Origin of the sequence: Enterobacter sp. RHBSTW-00593 (assembly GCF_013784105.1) — a bacterium.
Classification (GTDB): Bacteria; Pseudomonadota; Gammaproteobacteria; order Enterobacterales; family Enterobacteriaceae; genus Enterobacter; species Enterobacter ludwigii.
Genome location: NZ_CP056393.1, coordinates 3267072 through 3281802, shown reverse-complemented (window position 1 = coordinate 3281802; position 14731 = coordinate 3267072). Strand labels below are relative to the sequence as shown.

Genomic DNA, 14731 nt, shown 5'->3' with positions numbered 1-14731 from the left:
TCACTCTCCTTTACCGGCTGCGGCGGCGCGCTCAGCTTCGCTTTGCTCCCAGAACCACCGATGAAGATTCATGAGTTCTTCGTCGAGAGGAGCATATTTACGGTCAAAATAGGCCTGGGCGTCTTTCTCCGATTCGTCCGGCAGTTCGCCTGGGCCAAATAGCGTGTTATAAATCCATGCCAGCCCCTTTCTGGCGTCGCCAGTTCCCTGCCATTCGATGATTGCGGCCTGCATTACCAGAATGTTTTTCCCGATTAACAGGTCTAGTTCTTTGTGCCTGTTTCTGATGTATGCATTGTCGCTCTCAAGTTCAGAAATCCGCTTCTCTGCGGCTTCCAGCTCATCCTGCAGCGCTAGCACATCAGGATCACTTTCATCTGTGACAGTGACGCGGGATTGTTCATAATGGTCATCAGCCAGGCTGCGGCCATCGGCGTAGTGGCATCCGGTTTCATCGTAAATTGCGCCTGAGCAGCCGTAAGTTACGCGGCTACCAGACATCCGCTGTATTGTCATTTCGGTACCGCAAATATGGCATTTTGGTATCGGTTTTGCGGAGTAGCGCTCACGCAGCGACTGCTTGTCGATGTTGCTCATGACCGCACCCCTTTGCGAAGTTCCTTCGACAGCCACTCCAGAGCCATTATGGGAACGCCAATGCGCCCTGTTCCTTCGAATTTGTTAATCAAGTGCTCGATAGCTACATCAACACCCTGCGCCCGCACTTCAGCCAGGAAAGCGTCGGTGGCTGGGGTATCAGGCTTGATGGATTCAAGTACGGCACGAATAACATCGGTATCGTTCTCCACCCATGACCATTCGCTTGTCTCATTCCAGTCGTGGTCCATGATGGCTGTTTCATTAAACGCTTCGACTGCCGCATCAGGGATTACTTTAGGATTTAATGCAGCCTTCAGCCCCGCATTCTCCGCAGCCAGCGCCGCGCACCTGGCTTCAGACTTGGACAGCTTATTACGAAGGCCAACAGCACAGTCATGCGCGCCGCTGTGACCTCTCAGGAAAGAAAATCCACAGTCGCAATAAAAGACATTATTTTTTTCGGTAATCACGATGTTTCTCCTTGACGCTGAGCTGCGATAGCTTTGTGCTCGTCGATGATTCCTAAAACTTCCGCATGGACCAATCCTTCGAGAGAGATAACGCCTGTGTCGCTTACACCCGCCAGGCTGATCAGCTCTACAAGACGTCGCGCTTTCTTCACGCTAATTTCCGGCGCTATAACGCTGCGGGTAACTTTCTTCTTACCCTTTGCGGCAGCGGAAGCTTTATCCTTCTGGAGAACCTCACCGGCCTTTTCGCCGAACTCTTTTACTCGATCAACAGCCACATCTACGGACACGTTGCCGGATTTAACTTCTTTCTGAACGTCGTGGTTAGCTGTGCTAAGTAGCAAGAGCTTTTCGACAGTAGGTACAGACTTATTGACCAGTTTTGCGATCTCGCTGGTGGTCTGGTTAAAGGCGTTATGCAGCTCTTGAATAACTGCGGCCTGTTCCATATCGGAGAGCGGCAGCTGGTTGTTACTGGTCATGATGCGCGCCAGTCTCTGCACATCGTTACCGTTGAACGGCATGATGTGAATGCGGTCTACTGGCTTTCCAGCTTCAGCGCAGCGCGCGTAGCAACGACGGCGACGGTGACCTTCAACAACCCACACGCCACCTTCATCACGGGCGATAACTTCCAGCGGTGGAACTGATCCGCCGTTCATCAGGTAGTTAAACAGGTCATCATCAGCCTGGCGGGTGCGTTCATCGTCTTCACGCTTGTTGAAACCTTCACGAACATGGATATCGGAAAGGGGGATGAACATCCCGGTATCGGTACGCTTAATGGTACCGTCACGGGTCATTTGTTTGAATGAGTTAGCCATTAGAGCGCTACCTCGTCTTCATGGGTAAATACGACCGCCGGCAACTCACGTAATTCGCGCTGCGCTTCCAGTGAGTGAACATTCGTAGGCGTCTTTGTGCGGCGCTCTTCAAGGCGGTCACACTCTTTGGCCCAGCTGGCAACATCTTCGCGTAGGGTGGCGTTCTGCTCAGCAAGTTCCTTACGCTGTGCCATCGCTTCGCAAAGCGCTACGCTGGTGATATCGAGACGGTTAGCAAGCTCATTCATAAGCTGAGCTGATGCAACTGGCAGGAACTTAGCGGCGATACGTGCTGCTTCGATCAGCTGCTCTCTGGTCATGCGTGGTTGTAGCTCGGTGACGTTCTGTGTGTTCGTCATGGATAGTTTCTCCGTGTTATAAGCGCTCTGCACAGCGCTGAATTATTGGCCTTACAACTCAGAAGAGGCCGCCTTGGTCTTTGTGTGAGGTGCGTTTTCTCCGCGTAACTTCAGCTTTTGAAACCTGTTTATCTGCCCAGGCTTTCGCATGCCTCATCACATCATCGAAAATCGCGCCTTTCTTACTGGCTTGTGACATGCGCTTATATAAATCAAGTGCTTGCCAAGCCCCCCCCTGAGCCACCGAAGAAGAAAAGCCTTGCTTAATCAGCTGTTCCCTTACGTTTTTCTCAATAAATTCGAGGTGGTTCATCAGTCCTCCAGTGGAAATATCCGCTGAATTTTGGTTGCACGAATCCCTCGCCGATTGGCGACAAAACATAAGTGGGTTTCGTTTTAATAAGCACCCAAAAAGGGCACTTAGTGAAACGGGCGGCTGCCACCGCCTGTTAGCTTCTCCACAATTGGGAGCGCGTTCCCCTGAGTTGATTTAACGACTGAGGCCTCTCAAGGAATTGGCCGAACGCGCTTTCAGTTGTGAAAAGGGGCGGTCGACATTAAGGACATTCACAACTGCCGACCGCCAAGACTACACACAGCATCTGGTACAGCTACTACGGGTTACCACGGTCCTAACGTGATGTGGTTGTGGTGACCGGTGCTGAAATCCGGCTCAGGGTTGTAGCAATTCCCCGTGAAGCGCGCACTACTGTAGTCACGACGCATCAGCCTGCGCATTCACCACAACTGGAAGCGCACTCCGCCAGTTAACAAACCGATCCCCATCAGTGAAAGAGGAATGCGCTTTCAGTTATGTTCCGGTTATCCCGGCTTTTATCGTGATTTCTCTGTGATAAGCTCTACTTTCACGCTGTGATTACCACATGCTGTCCCAGCAATCGAAAAGTGTTTCTTATTAACCTTGAAACCACCTTCAATTATGTAAAAGCAATTAGTTTCACCAACAACCTCGAAAGCTTTACCTATATCCCAAAATCCATTTCCGATATTGCAAGGGTTGTCAGTAACACGAACCTGAATGGTCATGCTTAACTCCTTCAAGTGGTGATTCCTCCAGTCCCGATAAGCATCCAACTGATACTTATTGTGAGTGGCTTTTATCCTCGTCTCTTCCGAGGTGTCACACCTGATCGCCACGCTGGTGAAACGCTTCTGGCTGCCGTACACGCCTGGCTTGCACATTCCGGCTACCCGCTGGATCTGGATACTGAAAGAAATCCCCGGACCGCTGCGGCACATGTGCCATATACCGTACTGCTAACTACCACACCGGCGCAGGTAACTGTCAGTACCTGTGGTGTGATTTAAATGTACCTTTAGTTACTTCAATGGTCAAGCGGCGAATGTACTTTTTGTTACCTTGATGAGCGAAAAAAATGCCAGAAGGATATCTGGCATTGGAAATGAAGGACTTAAATGTTCTGGGTTATCTGAACTACTTTCCCAACAATTCGGCAATTACCGTCTATTGGGATGGGTTTAAATGAAGGATTGAGGGGCATTAAATATGCGTAAGGGCTATCCCAAACAAGCTTTTTGACCGTTGCCTCTGCTGAACCATCAAGTATCGCCACAACTATTTTCCCGTAAAGGTCATCCAGTTGGCCATAATGAGGCTCAACAATAACGATCGATCCTTCTGGAATGGATGGGAGGCCGTGAGGGTTGGTCATTGACTCCCCGCGAACTACCAGGCCGAATACTTCATCAGAAACGTTTGCAGTGGTTTGCGTCCATGAAATCACATCAGAAAGCCTTGAGCATGCATAAGTATCAGTCCACATCCCGGCTTGAACGGCCGAGATAATAGGGACTGCCGTTGGTGGCTTAAGGAAGGGAACAACTTTCGTATCGTCCTGGGTTTCCTCACCTTGACCGTAAAGAATCCATTCTGGAGTTGTCTGCAGCGCCATTGCCAGCTGGTGGAGGTTCTCTCCATCAGGCTTGGTTGTACCGCTCTCCCATTTAGTCACGGAAACACGGCTGACGCCCAAGCGTTTAGCCAGGGTCTGCTGTGTTATGTCGAGTTGAACTCGACGGGATCTTATTCGGTCTTTCATCTCTGTTTTCATGTAACCAATGTTACATTGATTCCTTGTAACTGTTGTTTGCTATTTGATGTACCTTTTGTTACCTTTAAGGCGTGAGTTAACCAGGAGGAACCATGCGTAAATCAGAAGTCATTGAGCACTTCGGCGGCGTATCAAAAACCGCAAGTGTTCTTGGGATTTCCCACCCGGCAGTTTGCCGATGGGGTGAAGTTATCCCTCAAAAGCAAGCGTTCGTTATCGAGAGAATTACGAAAGGCAAGCTTAAGTACGATGCCAGTCTTTACCAAAAGTCTACAGATTCAGCAGCTTGTTAATAACCACAGAGATGAGGGGTTGGCCGTGGGTATAGAACCTGAATGGAAAGTTGATAAACAACCGGTTTGGTTGGTTGCTGCTATCAAAAAAACTATTACTGAATTACCTGGCGGATATAGCGAAGCTGCCGAGTGGCTTGGAGTTACAGAAAACGCTTTATTTAACCGTCTCCGCATGGATGGAGATCAGATTTTCCCTCTTGGCTGGGCCATGGTGTTACAGCGAGCTGGTGGGTCAAATCACATTGCAAACGCAATTGCTCGCCATTCAAACGGCGTCTTTGTTCCACTGGCTGATGTTGAGGAAGTGGAGAACGGAGATATCAATCAGCGCTTGATGGAATCAGTAGAGTGGATTGGCAAACACTCTCAATACCTCAGAAAGGCTACAGCCGATGGTGTTATTGACGCGTCAGAACGCGCTCAAATCGAAGAGAACAGCTATCAGGTTATGGCCAAGTGGCAAGAGCATTTAACGCTACTTTTCCGTGTGTTTTGCGCACCAGAAAAGAGTGAAGCCCGCGAGTGTGCAGCTCCGGGCTCCGTGGCGTGTCGTATCAGTGGAGAAACTAACGCATGAACAGTTTAACGGTAAACAACCGTCTCCCGCAACTCCGTGGTATTCCCGTTGTTGGAACCTCGTCGTTTCGGTATGAGCGCATGGTATCAGGCCGCTGGGTTGCGTGTAACCACAGCAGGGCCATGGGAATTGTGGGTGTGTGGCGTCGTAAAGGGGAATCGTTATGCGTGAACTTAACCGGCGATTCAAAGACCACTACGGCGTCCCGGTCCGTGTCATCAGATGGGAGCCTGAGAGTCGACGCGTTATATACCTGCGCGAAGGGTACGAACATGAGTGCTTCAGCCCTCTTGACCAATTCCAGCGTAAATTTACAGAGTTAAAGGACGACCATGAGCCTGTTGATGCCATCCCGGCCGATAGTGATAAACCCTGACCTTGCGTACAGCATTGGCCTGAACGAGGCCATTGCGTTGCAGCAGGTTAACTACTGGCTTAAAGAAACCACCTCCGGACTGGAGCGTGACGGCGTGCGCTGGATTTATAACACCAACGAGCAGTGGCTGGAGCAGTTCCCGTTCTGGTCTGAGTCTACGTTGAAGCGCACATTTACCAGACTGAAGAACCTCGGCGTGCTCAAAGTTGAGCAACTGAACAAGTCTCAGCGCGACATGACTAACTACTACACGATCAACTACGAAAGCGAACTTTTAGATGAGGTCAAAGTGACCAAATCGAAGAGTTCAAAATGCACTCTTCCATCAGGTCAAAATGAACCGATGGAAGAGGTCAAAGTGAAACGCTCCATCGGGTCAAAACGAACCGCTCTCATCAGGTCAAATTGCACTGATGTTCTTACAGAGAATACAACAGAGAATACTACAGATATTAAAAAACCTATTTGTCCGGTTGCGCCGCAACCAGACCGTGATGTGTTGATCACCGATCAGGCTAAACAGGTTTTGGTTCACCTGAACCAGGTTACTAACTCCAAGTATCAGGTTTCAACAACCTCGCTGCAAAACATTCGTGCCAGAATCGGGGAAGGTTACACCGTTGAAGAGTTATCGCTGGTGGTGGACTACTGCAACGCCAAGTGGAGCGAAGACCTGACGATGGCAGCCTATCTCCGCCCACAGACTCTTTTCCAGCCTAGCAAATTCCCTGGCTACCTGAAGTCCGCGAAAAGCTGGGCCAAAGCTGGGCGTCCTCCTCGCGTCAACGGAGAGTGGGCCCGAGAGGATGGCGTGTTCCGTTCCAGCTTCAAGAACACTGACTACAGCAAAGTCCCCAACGGTTTCAGAGGAGCGAACTCATGAGCTTTCTCAAAACAATCCAACTGTTCGTGGCCAATAACCCTGGAATGACGAATAAGGAGATCGCCGCAGCACTGCCAGAGTATGAATTGCACAGTGTTCAGCGTGCGGTATGCCGCCTGGCAATGTTGGGACGAGCAGAACGCCGTGGAGAACGTCCAACCTTCCGCTACTACGCCAAAGCTCCAATTGGTCCGATTGGGCCTATTGTCCCGCGCTACCCGGTCGAAAAAGCCGAAGTGATGCCTGAGCCAAAACAGGAAAGCGCACCAAACCCTGCTGTCGTTGCGATGATGGAGAAGGCCAAGGAATTATCTGACAAGGGTTTGTTCCTGAGGGCCGCCACGGTCCTGATGGATGCCTTCAACCGCTCCAAAAGCGAAGAGATGCGGGAAAAAATTCTGGATGAGCGCCAGCGCTGCCTGAGCATGGTTCAGAGAGCTAAACCATGTGGTGATGGCTGGTGCCTTGCTGGCAGAGCGAGGAACGTCTGATGAAATACTCACTGATTTACGCTGACCCAGCCTGGGAATATGGCAATACAGTAAGTAACGGCGCTGCCACCAATCACTACGGCACGACGAAGCTTATCGACATGAAACGCCTCCCCGTTTGGGACCTTGCTGCTGATGATGCTGTTCTGGCTATGTGGTTCACCGGCACGCATACCCGCGAAGCGATTGAACTGTCTGAAGCATGGGGCTTTAAGGTCCGTACGATGAAGGGCTTCACCTGGGTTAAGTTCAACCCTCTGGCAGAGCAGCACATCAACAAAGCACTTCAGGCTGGTGGAGTGGAGGACTTTTACGACTTCCTCGACTTGTTGAACGTACAGACCCGCATGAACGGCGGGAACTACACCCGAGCCAATACCGAAGACCTGCTGATCGCCACCAGGGGGAATGGACTCGAACGCCAGTGCGCCAGCATCAAGCAGGTTATCTACAGTCCACTCGGTGAGCACAGCCAAAAGCCCGCCGAGGCGCGTTTCCGTCTGGAGAAGCTTTACGGTGATGTTCCGCGCATCGAACTATTTAGCCGCTGCGGTGCACCAGGCTGGGACCACTGGGGAAATCAGTCGCTATCACCGGCTGTTGAGCTTATCCCGGCAGTAGCCGTTCCAATGGGCAAACCTCAGGAGCGTGCAGCATGAAATCCTCGGCTTATTACAACGAAATTGATCCCTATGCAGCTCAGTGGCTGCGTAACCTGATCGCTAACGGTCACATTGCACCTGGCGAAGTTGATGAAAGGAGTATTGAAGATGTCACACCTGACGATCTGCGAGGATTCACGCAGTGCCACTTCTTCGCCGGAATTGGCGTCTGGTCTCATTCCTTGCGCCTCGCCGGATGGCCTGACGATAAACCAGTCTGGACTGGCTCCTGCCCGTGCCAGCCTTTCAGCGCGGCAGGCAAAGGAGATGGGTTTGCTGACGAGCGGCACCTTTGGCCACACTTCTTCCAGCTCATCAGCGAGCGCAGGCCTCAGCATGTCTTTGGCGAACAGGTTGCAAGCGGTAACGCAAACACATGGTTCGACCTTGTACAGGCAGATCTGGAAGGAATGGGCTACGCCTTCGGGCTTGTGCCGTTTACGTCAGCGGGCATCGGTGCTCCGCACATCAGAGAGCGGGCTTATTGGGTGGCCGAGTCCATTAGCGAGCAACGTCAAAAACTGTTACCAGGACTGGAAAAAGGTAATAGCGAGGAAGGAGGCTGGCCGTCAGCCAAACCTTCAGGACTTTGCAGTGCTGGCGGCATGGGTGACACCAACCTCACGCGACTGGAAGGACTCGGCGGGAATGACAGCGCAGCGGGATGGAAAGGACAGACTGGATCAGCTACCCCGCCAGGCGTACACATGCGGGCCCTTGAGGTTAACGGTTTTTGGCGAGATGCGGACTGGCTCTTTTGTCGAGATGGCAAATGGCGTCCAGTTGAACCCGGCACATTCCCGCTGGTTGATGGGGCTGCCGCACGCATGGGACGAGTCGAGCCCGGGGTGGCAAGAGTGGCAAGCAGCAACCGCGTCGGCCGACTCAAAGGCTATGGTAACGCCATAAACGCACAAGCCGCGGCTGAATTCATTCGAGCTTACTTGGAGGTTGCGTGAAGAAGCTATCAACCGAGCAGGAAAACGCTGTGCGTGATGTAGCCCGTCAATGCTCTGATGCCATTAAAAAAGCCCTGAAGAAGAAGCCGAAGCCAAGCTGGAACGTCGTTGTACCTCCGATTCTTAAGGAGTACCACGAGAAGGTAAAACCGATGGGCGTAAGTCTGGTGATGTTCAACAGCGTAATCGGACGCCTGAACGGGCGTTATGGAGTCGAGTCATGATCGAATTAACGTCGCGCCAGAGTGAAGTGTATGAAGCTATCAAGGTTCACATTGAGAAGGTTGGCTTCCCACCAACTTTAATAGAGCTTGCTGAACTGATTGGTTGCTCATCACCGAACGCTGCTGCTGAGCATGTGAAGGCGCTAAAGAAAAAAGGTTATCTCTCCATTGCTCCTGGCGCTGCCAGGGGGATCACTGTCGTCAAAACGGAACTGGATGCAGATCCTGTAACAATCATCAAAGACCTGTTATCCGGTGCAGGCAAGGCCAGAGATAACGCGGTTGAATGGCTGAAAAAGCAGGGAGTGAATGTATGAAACTGGTGCTCCCGTTCCCGCCGAGCGTAAACACCTACTGGCGAGCCCCGAATAAGGGGCCGTTAAAAGGCCGGCATCTGATCAGCGCCAAGGGCAGGGCATATCAAAGCGCTGCCTGTGTGGCTATCGTTGAGCAGTTACGTTTTCTTCCCAAGCCTTCAACTGCACCGGCAGCCGTCGAAATTATGCTTTACCCACCTGACGAACGACGCCGTGATATCGACAACTACAACAAGGCTCTGTTTGATGCGCTTACTCACGCTGGCATCTGGGAGGATGACAGTCAGGTGCAGAGAATGCTGGTGGAGTGGGGGCCGAAAGTACCTGGTGGGCGAGTAGAGATATCGATCAAGAAACATGAACCTCTGGCGGGTGCAGCCGCCTGATAAGTGGAGAAGAGCATGAATCAGATGAATATCACCGTAATGTGTCCGACCCATCACAGCGCCGCGATGGGGCATCAAATAACGATGTCCAGCCGTGAAATTGCGAAACTGGTCGACTCTCGCCACAGCAACGTCTGCGTGACAATCGAGCGACTTATGAACTCGGGCGTAATTGGGGGGTATGCTGCAATGCAGTACACCCATCCCCAGAACCAGCAGGTTTACCATTACTACGAAGTTAACAAGCGCGATAGCTACGTTATCGTCGCGCAGCTCTGCCCAGAGTTTACCGCCCGTCTTGTTGACCGCTGGCAGGAACTGGAGAGCGGGGCCGGGATGGTGGTTCCTCAAACACTTCCTGAAGCACTACGCCTTGCCGCTGACCTTGCAGAACAGAAGCAACGTCTGAGTGAAGAACTGGCCATAGCAGCGCCTAAGGCTGAATTTGTTGATCGCTATGTTAAAGCCACTGGCTCAATGACGTTCCGGCAGGTTGCCAAGCTCCTGAACGCCAAAGAGCCCGAGTTCGCGATGTTCCTCATTGAGAACGGCATCATGTACCGACTTAACCGCGTGCTTACTCCGAAGAGCAAACATATCGAAGCAGGGCGCTTTGAAGTTAAGACCGGGACTACCAACCAGACCAACTACGCTTTCAACCAGTCTCGCTTTACCGCAAAGGGGGTGCGCTGGATTGGCGGCCTGTGGGCAGAGCATATCGCTAAGGGGCAAATTTCGTGAGAGCCATACTGACACCTGAAGTTGCTCCGATGTCCGGTGTGGTGCTGTTCCGCCCCGGAAACGAACTGCTCTGGTTATTCCGACAGGGAAGGGTGGTGATCGAAAAGCCTTCGGAAGCAATCCTGCACCTGCCATCTGGGCTGATTCCGGAAGCGCACCAGCCGCTGACAGATGATGACAGTATGCAGGCTATTTTTGAGAATGAAAGGGTTATCCAGCGTGCTGGTGGCCTGAATGGGCTTGATGCCTGGCTGGAAAGAAAATTTGAATGTCAGTGGCCTCATACAGACTGGCATGCCAGAGACTTTACCGTGATGCGGCATGCACCCGGTAGCATTCGTCTTTGCTGGGGTTGTGATAACCAGTTACGTGAACAAACCACTGAAAGACTGGCAGGAATTGCCATGCAGAACCTGGTAAAATGGTTACTCGAAAGGGTGAATATTATGCTGGGATTCAGCGAAGACCACACCCTGACGCTTCCGGAGTTCTGCTGGTGGATGGTACGCAACGATCTGGTTGACCTTATTCCTGAATCAGTGGCGAGCAAAGCCCTCAGGATAAAGCCTGAATCGCATAATTCCGTAATGAGGGAAAGCGACATTGTTCCGTCGTTACCGGCGACTGAAATCCTCCAGGAGAAGGTGAAGAAGGTTGTCTCCGTTAAGGTAGACCCCGAGTCACCGGAATCTTTCATGCTTAGGCCAAAGCGCCGCCGCTGGGAGAACGAGAAGTACACCCGCTGGGTGAAGTCGCAGCAATGCAGTTGCTGCAATAACCCGGCAGACGACCCCCACCACCTGATAGGCCATGGGCAGGGTGGAATGGGAACCAAAGCGCATGACCTGTTTGTGATACCGCTGTGCAGAGCACATCACGACGAGTTGCACGCTGATCCTGTGGCATTTGAAGCGAAGCACGGCGACCAGTTGGTGCTGTTGTTTCGGTTTTTAGATCGTGCGCTGGAAATCGGCGTACTGGCGTAAGTGGAGACGCTCATGGACCTCGATAACGTTGTTAAATTCTTTGCCCCAAAAGGAATGCATATTTCCGATAGTGTTCGCGCTACTGCCAGCGAACAACTGACGGTTACTGATGTTATGGCTGCGCTGGGTATGACTCAGGCTGACGCAGGAATTGGCCTTGCTATGTATCTTGGTAAGGCCAGAGTCAGCAAGCAGGACAGAGAAGCTTCAATAAACTGGCTTGCTGAATATGCCAAGCAATCCGCGCCTTTTGCTGTACGCCGTCTCGCAGGTAAGAAATTTCCCCTCTGTATGCTCATCATGGCCAAGTTCGCCTATAACGACTATGCATCGTCAGCTGCTGATTTATCCGATTGTCCAAAATGCAACGGTAAAGGTCTAATTGAAAAAGTCGGTACGGTCACCAAAAGCCATTACACAATGAGGATTCCTCAGTGGGCAAAAGACCTCGGACAGTCGCCATCATCTTTTGAAAAGAAACGAGAGGTGAAGAACGTTGAGCAATCACTCTGCGCAAAATGCAACGGTACCGGGAAAATAAGTAAGCGCTGCCAGTGTGGAGGAACAGGTAAGACACTGGACCGCAAAGCAACTGAGCTGCAAGGCGTACCTGTTTATAAGGAATGCAAGCGCTGCGAAGGGCGCGGTTACAGCAGGCCAAAGTCATCTGTTGCTTACCGGGGAATATTCTCTGAGCTGCCAAGTCTTCCTGATCGCACCTGGCGCTACAGCTGGAAACCATTCTACGAAATGCTTGTTTCTCGCTGCTTTCAGGAGGAGAGCTATTCAAACACCCAACTGAAAAAAGTAACACGAAACGATAATTTGACGGATATCGCGTAATTTAACGTCACGATGCTTGCAATGTTGCCGTTTTTGATGTAATTTGACACTAACGATGGGCTTTGTATGTCCACGGTTAGAAAGAAAATATAAAAAACCTCGCTACGGCGGGGTTTTGTTGTTTCTAAGGGCTGCCAAATGGCGGCCTTTTTTGTTTCCCCTCGTTCTGAGAGGACTCACGGCAATAAGAGGGGGCTAAATGTCCGATCCTGTTTCTGGCACTACGGTAGCTGCTGGTGGTCTGATGGGGGCCAGCATGTTTGGCCTGGCAACCGGAATTGATTACGGTGTGGTGTTTGGCGCATTTGCTGGTGCGGTGTTCTACGTCGCTACGGCGGTTAATATCAGCCGCCTTAAACTGGTGGGCTACTTCATCACCTCATTTATCTTCGGTGTCATCGGTGCACCGCTGCTTGGCTCTTACTTCTCCAAATGGACGGGGTATAGCGACAGGCCGCTTGATGCGCTTGGCGCGGTAATCGTAGCTGCTATTGCAATTAAGCTGCTGACTTTCGTCAACAGTCAGGATCTGGGTAGCCTGTTTGGAATTCTCTCTCGTTTACGTGGTGGAGGGACCAGCAATGGTGGCAAGTGATCCTACAGCAATGGTGAACGCCCTTATCTGTGCGGTGATCGTTATTGCTTTGATGTTCTACCAGCGCGGTGGGGCGAGACATCGCCCTCTGATATCGCTGATGGCTTATTTCACGGTGCTGGTATATGCCAGCGTCCCTTTCCGTTACCTGTTCGGCCTGTACCATGAATCGCACTGGTTTGTGGTGCTGGTGAACGTCCTGATTTGTGCTGCCGTTCTCTGGGCTCGGGGAAACGTAGCGCGTCTGGTTGATGCACTGAGGCACTAATGAACCAATCACAATTTCAAAAGGCGGCTGGGTTAAGCGCCGAATTAGCTGTGCGCTGGTTTCAGCCAGTCAGTGATGCGATGAAAGAGTTTGGCATCACCAATCCGGTAGATCAGGCAATGTTCATTGCTCAGGCAGGGCATGAATCAGCTGGGTTCATTCTGCTGGTGGAGAGCTTCAACTATCGCATTGCTGGCCTTGTTAACTTCATCCGAGCAGGCCGCATCACTACTGATCAGGCAAACGCGCTTGGACGCCGCCCTGAAGAACGAACATTACCCATTGAACGGCAGCGAGCTATCGCTAACCTGGTATACAGCAAACGCATGGGGAACAACGCTCCCGGCGACGGCTGGTTGTACCGTGGGCGTGGACTTATCCAGATTACCGGCCTCAATAACTACCGTGATTGTGGGAACGGCTTGAAGGTTGATTTGGTTAAGCAGCCTGAACTGTTGGCCGAAGATGTTTATGCAGCCAGAAGCGCAGCGTGGTTCTTTGCTACTAAGGGATGCCTGAAGTATTCCGGCGACCTGATGCAGGTGACGAAGATTATCAACGGCGGCACGAACGGACTGGAAGATCGTCGCGCTCGCTTCGGGCAGGCCAAAACGGTACTGGTGTGAGGTTGATATGGGATTAGAAACAATCGTCGGTATTGCTGCCCTGATAATGGCGGCTATCGCTGGTGCTTTTGGCATTGGGCATTCACGCGGCACCAGCAAAGCGGAAGCGAAAGCAGACCAGCAGCGCACAGAAGAAAAGGCCGCAGCAATGAAAGCTTCAGCAGAACGCTGCGTAGAAGTCATTAAGGAGGCAAGGAATGTTCAGCAGACTATTAGCCGTATGCCTGATGACGATGTTAACCGCGAGCTGCGCGAATCGTGGAAGCGTCCCGGTGGTAGTTGATACTGCCTGCGAATGGGTAAGTCCAATCTACCTGACGGATCACGACATCGACGTTATGGACCGCCAGACGAAGAAAGACATCCTGGCGCATAACAAAGCGTGGCAGGCGAACTGCCAGAAACAGGAGTGAAGCATGCTGCTGTGTTCACATTCAATAGCGGGGATATTTCCATACCCACCCAAAAGAGAGACACAGATGAAAGTTCAGGACTTAAGTCGTGCCTATAGCATCTGGGAAAACATTCGAGAACTGCAAAAACAGCGCGATCTCATCGCTGGCGGAGGTGGTCTCGGTGTGACTATCCAGTCAGCATATCAGGATGCTGCCTTTGAAGAGGCAATCCGCCCTCATGCGGTAGCAGAGCTTGAACGTCGTATTGAGGAACAGAAAAAAGTCATCATCGACCTCGGTGTTTCTTTTGCTGACGGATAGCCATTACAAAGCTCACCTGCTGGTGGGCTTGATAATGGTTTCCATCAACAATGCATGAGGGTGACAGCATGACAATTTATCAGTGCTTATGCTGCGGTAGAGTAATTGAATACAGAGATTTAAAGCCTATTGATTACTTTCCATGGTGTCATCGGATGCCAATGCTAAGAAAAATCTAATCCTATCCCCACCAGCGGATAAGACAATCAATATACCCACCAGAGGATAAAGCATGGCAAGCATGCCTGGATCCGTTCATCACGAAGGGAAAGACTGGTACCCGTTCTCTGTTAACTTTTCCGATGCAGATGGGCGTTCTTTCTCCTTCACTATATACGCCGTAAACCGTGAGCATGCCTCCTATATTGTCCAGGAGATACGCGAGACGGCCACCCTCGGCGATCAAATTGATAGCATCGTAAAATAGCAGTAATGCCAA

The 14731-nt window shown here is 51.4% G+C and carries 28 protein-coding genes; 21 read left to right on the top strand and 7 right to left on the bottom strand.

All coding sequences use genetic code 11. The features are described from left to right. The 6 genes from HV242_RS15595 to HV242_RS15570 all read right to left on the bottom strand — a co-directional run bounded on the left by HV242_RS15595 (nt 1) and on the right by HV242_RS15570 (nt 3300). On the bottom strand, nt 1-597 hold the full coding sequence (locus HV242_RS15595; RefSeq protein ID WP_181616784.1) for an ead/Ea22-like family protein: 597 nt from the start codon (nt 595-597) through the stop codon (nt 1-3). Then, nucleotides 594-1070 carry a hypothetical protein gene (locus HV242_RS15590; protein ID WP_181616939.1) on the bottom strand — a complete coding sequence of 159 codons (477 nt, stop codon included), beginning with the start codon at nt 1068-1070 and terminating at the stop codon, nt 594-596. The genes HV242_RS15595 and HV242_RS15590 overlap by 4 nt, the downstream gene beginning before the upstream one ends. Next, nucleotides 1067-1894 (bottom strand): chromosome partitioning protein ParB, encoded by an 828-nt coding sequence (locus HV242_RS15585; RefSeq protein WP_181616783.1) that lies wholly within the window; start codon nt 1892-1894, stop codon nt 1067-1069. The genes HV242_RS15590 and HV242_RS15585 overlap by 4 nt, the downstream gene beginning before the upstream one ends. Further along, nucleotides 1894-2253: a hypothetical protein gene (locus tag HV242_RS15580; RefSeq protein ID WP_181616782.1), complete on the bottom strand. Its 360-nt coding sequence runs from the start codon at nt 2251-2253 to the stop codon at nt 1894-1896. The genes HV242_RS15585 and HV242_RS15580 overlap by 1 nt, the downstream gene beginning before the upstream one ends. 58 nt (nt 2254-2311) lie before the next feature. Next, nucleotides 2312-2566 carry a hypothetical protein gene (locus HV242_RS15575; RefSeq protein WP_181616781.1) on the bottom strand — a complete coding sequence of 85 codons (255 nt, stop codon included), beginning with the start codon at nt 2564-2566 and terminating at the stop codon, nt 2312-2314. 521 nt (nt 2567-3087) lie between these two features. Next, on the bottom strand, nt 3088-3300 hold the full coding sequence (locus tag HV242_RS15570; RefSeq protein ID WP_181616780.1) for a hypothetical protein: 213 nt from the start codon (nt 3298-3300) through the stop codon (nt 3088-3090). A gap of 64 nt (nt 3301-3364) precedes the next feature. Between HV242_RS15570 and HV242_RS15565 the strand changes: the two genes are divergently transcribed. Beyond that, nucleotides 3365-3535 carry a hypothetical protein gene (locus HV242_RS15565; protein WP_181616779.1) on the top strand — a complete coding sequence of 57 codons (171 nt, stop codon included), beginning with the start codon at nt 3365-3367 and terminating at the stop codon, nt 3533-3535. 151 nt (nt 3536-3686) lie between these two features. Here the strand turns inward: HV242_RS15565 and HV242_RS15560 are convergent, their stop codons facing one another. Beyond that, complete coding sequence (locus HV242_RS15560) at nt 3687-4346, bottom strand: LexA family protein (RefSeq protein WP_176686561.1); 660 nt, start codon at nt 4344-4346, stop codon at nt 3687-3689. Between the two features lie 92 nt (nt 4347-4438). Here HV242_RS15560 and HV242_RS15555 point away from each other — a divergent pair, with 92 nt between their 5' ends. From HV242_RS15555 to HV242_RS15460, 20 genes are all read left to right on the top strand, one after another. Further along, nucleotides 4439-4639 (top strand): Cro/CI family transcriptional regulator, encoded by a 201-nt coding sequence (locus HV242_RS15555; RefSeq protein ID WP_180251500.1) that lies wholly within the window; start codon nt 4439-4441, stop codon nt 4637-4639. A 25-nt stretch (nt 4640-4664) separates the two neighbouring features. Further along, nucleotides 4665-5219, top strand: a complete 555-nt coding sequence (locus HV242_RS15550; RefSeq protein ID WP_180251501.1) for a YmfL family putative regulatory protein — start codon at nt 4665-4667, stop codon at nt 5217-5219. A gap of 163 nt (nt 5220-5382) precedes the next feature. Continuing rightward, nucleotides 5383-5595: a DUF4222 domain-containing protein gene (locus tag HV242_RS15545; protein ID WP_181616778.1), complete on the top strand. Its 213-nt coding sequence runs from the start codon at nt 5383-5385 to the stop codon at nt 5593-5595. Then, on the top strand, nt 5552-6478 hold the full coding sequence (locus tag HV242_RS15540) for a conserved phage C-terminal domain-containing protein (RefSeq protein WP_155027445.1): 927 nt from the start codon (nt 5552-5554) through the stop codon (nt 6476-6478). The genes HV242_RS15545 and HV242_RS15540 overlap by 44 nt, the downstream gene beginning before the upstream one ends. After that, nucleotides 6475-6969: a hypothetical protein gene (locus tag HV242_RS15535; protein ID WP_181616777.1), complete on the top strand. Its 495-nt coding sequence runs from the start codon at nt 6475-6477 to the stop codon at nt 6967-6969. Before HV242_RS15540 ends, HV242_RS15535 begins: the two co-directional genes overlap by 4 nt. Next, entirely contained in the window at nt 6969-7628 is a 660-nt protein-coding gene (locus tag HV242_RS15530; protein ID WP_181616776.1) for an MT-A70 family methyltransferase, read from the top strand. The genes HV242_RS15535 and HV242_RS15530 overlap by 1 nt, the downstream gene beginning before the upstream one ends. Beyond that, nucleotides 7625-8590, top strand: coding sequence for a DNA cytosine methyltransferase (locus tag HV242_RS15525; protein ID WP_181616775.1), 966 nt, complete (start codon nt 7625-7627; stop codon nt 8588-8590). The genes HV242_RS15530 and HV242_RS15525 overlap by 4 nt, the downstream gene beginning before the upstream one ends. Then, nucleotides 8587-8814 carry a hypothetical protein gene (locus HV242_RS15520; RefSeq protein ID WP_023293907.1) on the top strand — a complete coding sequence of 76 codons (228 nt, stop codon included), beginning with the start codon at nt 8587-8589 and terminating at the stop codon, nt 8812-8814. Before HV242_RS15525 ends, HV242_RS15520 begins: the two co-directional genes overlap by 4 nt. Further along, nucleotides 8811-9131: a LexA family protein gene (locus HV242_RS15515; RefSeq protein WP_181616774.1), complete on the top strand. Its 321-nt coding sequence runs from the start codon at nt 8811-8813 to the stop codon at nt 9129-9131. The genes HV242_RS15520 and HV242_RS15515 overlap by 4 nt, the downstream gene beginning before the upstream one ends. After that, nucleotides 9128-9517 (top strand): RusA family crossover junction endodeoxyribonuclease, encoded by a 390-nt coding sequence (locus HV242_RS15510; protein WP_023338483.1) that lies wholly within the window; start codon nt 9128-9130, stop codon nt 9515-9517. Before HV242_RS15515 ends, HV242_RS15510 begins: the two co-directional genes overlap by 4 nt. 24 nt (nt 9518-9541) lie before the next feature. Next, nucleotides 9542-10258, top strand: a complete 717-nt coding sequence (locus tag HV242_RS15505; protein ID WP_346655044.1) for a phage antirepressor KilAC domain-containing protein — start codon at nt 9542-9544, stop codon at nt 10256-10258. After that, the gene (locus tag HV242_RS15500; protein WP_181616772.1) at nt 10255-11244 is read left to right on the top strand and encodes a DUF968 domain-containing protein; all 990 of its coding nucleotides are present in this window, start codon (nt 10255-10257) and stop codon (nt 11242-11244) included. Before HV242_RS15505 ends, HV242_RS15500 begins: the two co-directional genes overlap by 4 nt. 12 nt (nt 11245-11256) lie before the next feature. Next, on the top strand, nt 11257-12087 hold the full coding sequence (locus HV242_RS15495) for an antitermination protein Q (protein WP_181616771.1): 831 nt from the start codon (nt 11257-11259) through the stop codon (nt 12085-12087). Between the two features lie 199 nt (nt 12088-12286). Continuing rightward, complete coding sequence (locus HV242_RS15490; RefSeq protein WP_180251512.1) at nt 12287-12682, top strand: phage holin family protein; 396 nt, start codon at nt 12287-12289, stop codon at nt 12680-12682. Then, entirely contained in the window at nt 12669-12950 is a 282-nt protein-coding gene (locus tag HV242_RS15485; RefSeq protein ID WP_181616770.1) for a phage holin family protein, read from the top strand. The genes HV242_RS15490 and HV242_RS15485 overlap by 14 nt, the downstream gene beginning before the upstream one ends. After that, nucleotides 12950-13576, top strand: coding sequence for a glycoside hydrolase family 19 protein (locus HV242_RS15480; RefSeq protein WP_181616769.1), 627 nt, complete (start codon nt 12950-12952; stop codon nt 13574-13576). The genes HV242_RS15485 and HV242_RS15480 overlap by 1 nt, the downstream gene beginning before the upstream one ends. Before the next feature lie 7 nt (nt 13577-13583). After that, nucleotides 13584-13859 (top strand): hypothetical protein, encoded by a 276-nt coding sequence (locus tag HV242_RS15475; RefSeq protein ID WP_181616768.1) that lies wholly within the window; start codon nt 13584-13586, stop codon nt 13857-13859. Further along, nucleotides 13810-13989, top strand: coding sequence for a hypothetical protein (locus tag HV242_RS15470; protein WP_181616934.1), 180 nt, complete (start codon nt 13810-13812; stop codon nt 13987-13989). The genes HV242_RS15475 and HV242_RS15470 overlap by 50 nt, the downstream gene beginning before the upstream one ends. A 66-nt stretch (nt 13990-14055) precedes the next feature. Then, the gene (locus tag HV242_RS15465; protein ID WP_181616767.1) at nt 14056-14292 is read left to right on the top strand and encodes a hypothetical protein; all 237 of its coding nucleotides are present in this window, start codon (nt 14056-14058) and stop codon (nt 14290-14292) included. A gap of 232 nt (nt 14293-14524) precedes the next feature. Continuing rightward, entirely contained in the window at nt 14525-14719 is a 195-nt protein-coding gene (locus tag HV242_RS15460; protein ID WP_094935432.1) for a hypothetical protein, read from the top strand. Nucleotides 14720-14731: the final 12 nt, after the last annotated feature.

Bases quoted from the DNA above. Each gene is read 5' to 3' on its own strand.
- HV242_RS15595 (WP_181616784.1), bottom strand. From the start codon at position 597: ATGAGCAACATCGACAAGCAGTCGCTGCGTGAGCGCTACTCCGCAAAA.
- HV242_RS15585 (WP_181616783.1), bottom strand. From the start codon at position 1,894: ATGGCTAACTCATTCAAACAAATGACCCGTGACGGTACCATTAAGCGT.
- HV242_RS15580 (WP_181616782.1), bottom strand. From the start codon at position 2,253: ATGACGAACACACAGAACGTCACCGAGCTACAACCACGCATGACCAGA.
- HV242_RS15575 (WP_181616781.1), bottom strand. From the start codon at position 2,566: ATGAACCACCTCGAATTTATTGAGAAAAACGTAAGGGAACAGCTGATT.
- HV242_RS15570 (WP_181616780.1), bottom strand. From the start codon at position 3,300: ATGACCATTCAGGTTCGTGTTACTGACAACCCTTGCAATATCGGAAAT.
- HV242_RS15560 (WP_176686561.1), bottom strand. From the start codon at position 4,346: ATGAAAACAGAGATGAAAGACCGAATAAGATCCCGTCGAGTTCAACTC.
- HV242_RS15555 (WP_180251500.1), top strand. From the start codon at position 4,439: ATGCGTAAATCAGAAGTCATTGAGCACTTCGGCGGCGTATCAAAAACC.
- HV242_RS15545 (WP_181616778.1), top strand. From the start codon at position 5,383: ATGCGTGAACTTAACCGGCGATTCAAAGACCACTACGGCGTCCCGGTC.
- HV242_RS15540 (WP_155027445.1), top strand. From the start codon at position 5,552: ATGAGCCTGTTGATGCCATCCCGGCCGATAGTGATAAACCCTGACCTT.
- HV242_RS15535 (WP_181616777.1), top strand. From the start codon at position 6,475: ATGAGCTTTCTCAAAACAATCCAACTGTTCGTGGCCAATAACCCTGGA.
- HV242_RS15530 (WP_181616776.1), top strand. From the start codon at position 6,969: ATGAAATACTCACTGATTTACGCTGACCCAGCCTGGGAATATGGCAAT.
- HV242_RS15525 (WP_181616775.1), top strand. From the start codon at position 7,625: ATGAAATCCTCGGCTTATTACAACGAAATTGATCCCTATGCAGCTCAG.
- HV242_RS15515 (WP_181616774.1), top strand. From the start codon at position 8,811: ATGATCGAATTAACGTCGCGCCAGAGTGAAGTGTATGAAGCTATCAAG.
- HV242_RS15510 (WP_023338483.1), top strand. From the start codon at position 9,128: ATGAAACTGGTGCTCCCGTTCCCGCCGAGCGTAAACACCTACTGGCGA.
- HV242_RS15505 (WP_346655044.1), top strand. From the start codon at position 9,542: ATGAATATCACCGTAATGTGTCCGACCCATCACAGCGCCGCGATGGGG.
- HV242_RS15495 (WP_181616771.1), top strand. From the start codon at position 11,257: ATGGACCTCGATAACGTTGTTAAATTCTTTGCCCCAAAAGGAATGCAT.
- HV242_RS15490 (WP_180251512.1), top strand. From the start codon at position 12,287: ATGTCCGATCCTGTTTCTGGCACTACGGTAGCTGCTGGTGGTCTGATG.
- HV242_RS15485 (WP_181616770.1), top strand. From the start codon at position 12,669: ATGGTGGCAAGTGATCCTACAGCAATGGTGAACGCCCTTATCTGTGCG.
- HV242_RS15480 (WP_181616769.1), top strand. From the start codon at position 12,950: ATGAACCAATCACAATTTCAAAAGGCGGCTGGGTTAAGCGCCGAATTA.
- HV242_RS15475 (WP_181616768.1), top strand. From the start codon at position 13,584: ATGGGATTAGAAACAATCGTCGGTATTGCTGCCCTGATAATGGCGGCT.
- HV242_RS15470 (WP_181616934.1), top strand. From the start codon at position 13,810: ATGTTAACCGCGAGCTGCGCGAATCGTGGAAGCGTCCCGGTGGTAGTT.
- HV242_RS15465 (WP_181616767.1), top strand. From the start codon at position 14,056: ATGAAAGTTCAGGACTTAAGTCGTGCCTATAGCATCTGGGAAAACATT.
- HV242_RS15460 (WP_094935432.1), top strand. From the start codon at position 14,525: ATGGCAAGCATGCCTGGATCCGTTCATCACGAAGGGAAAGACTGGTAC.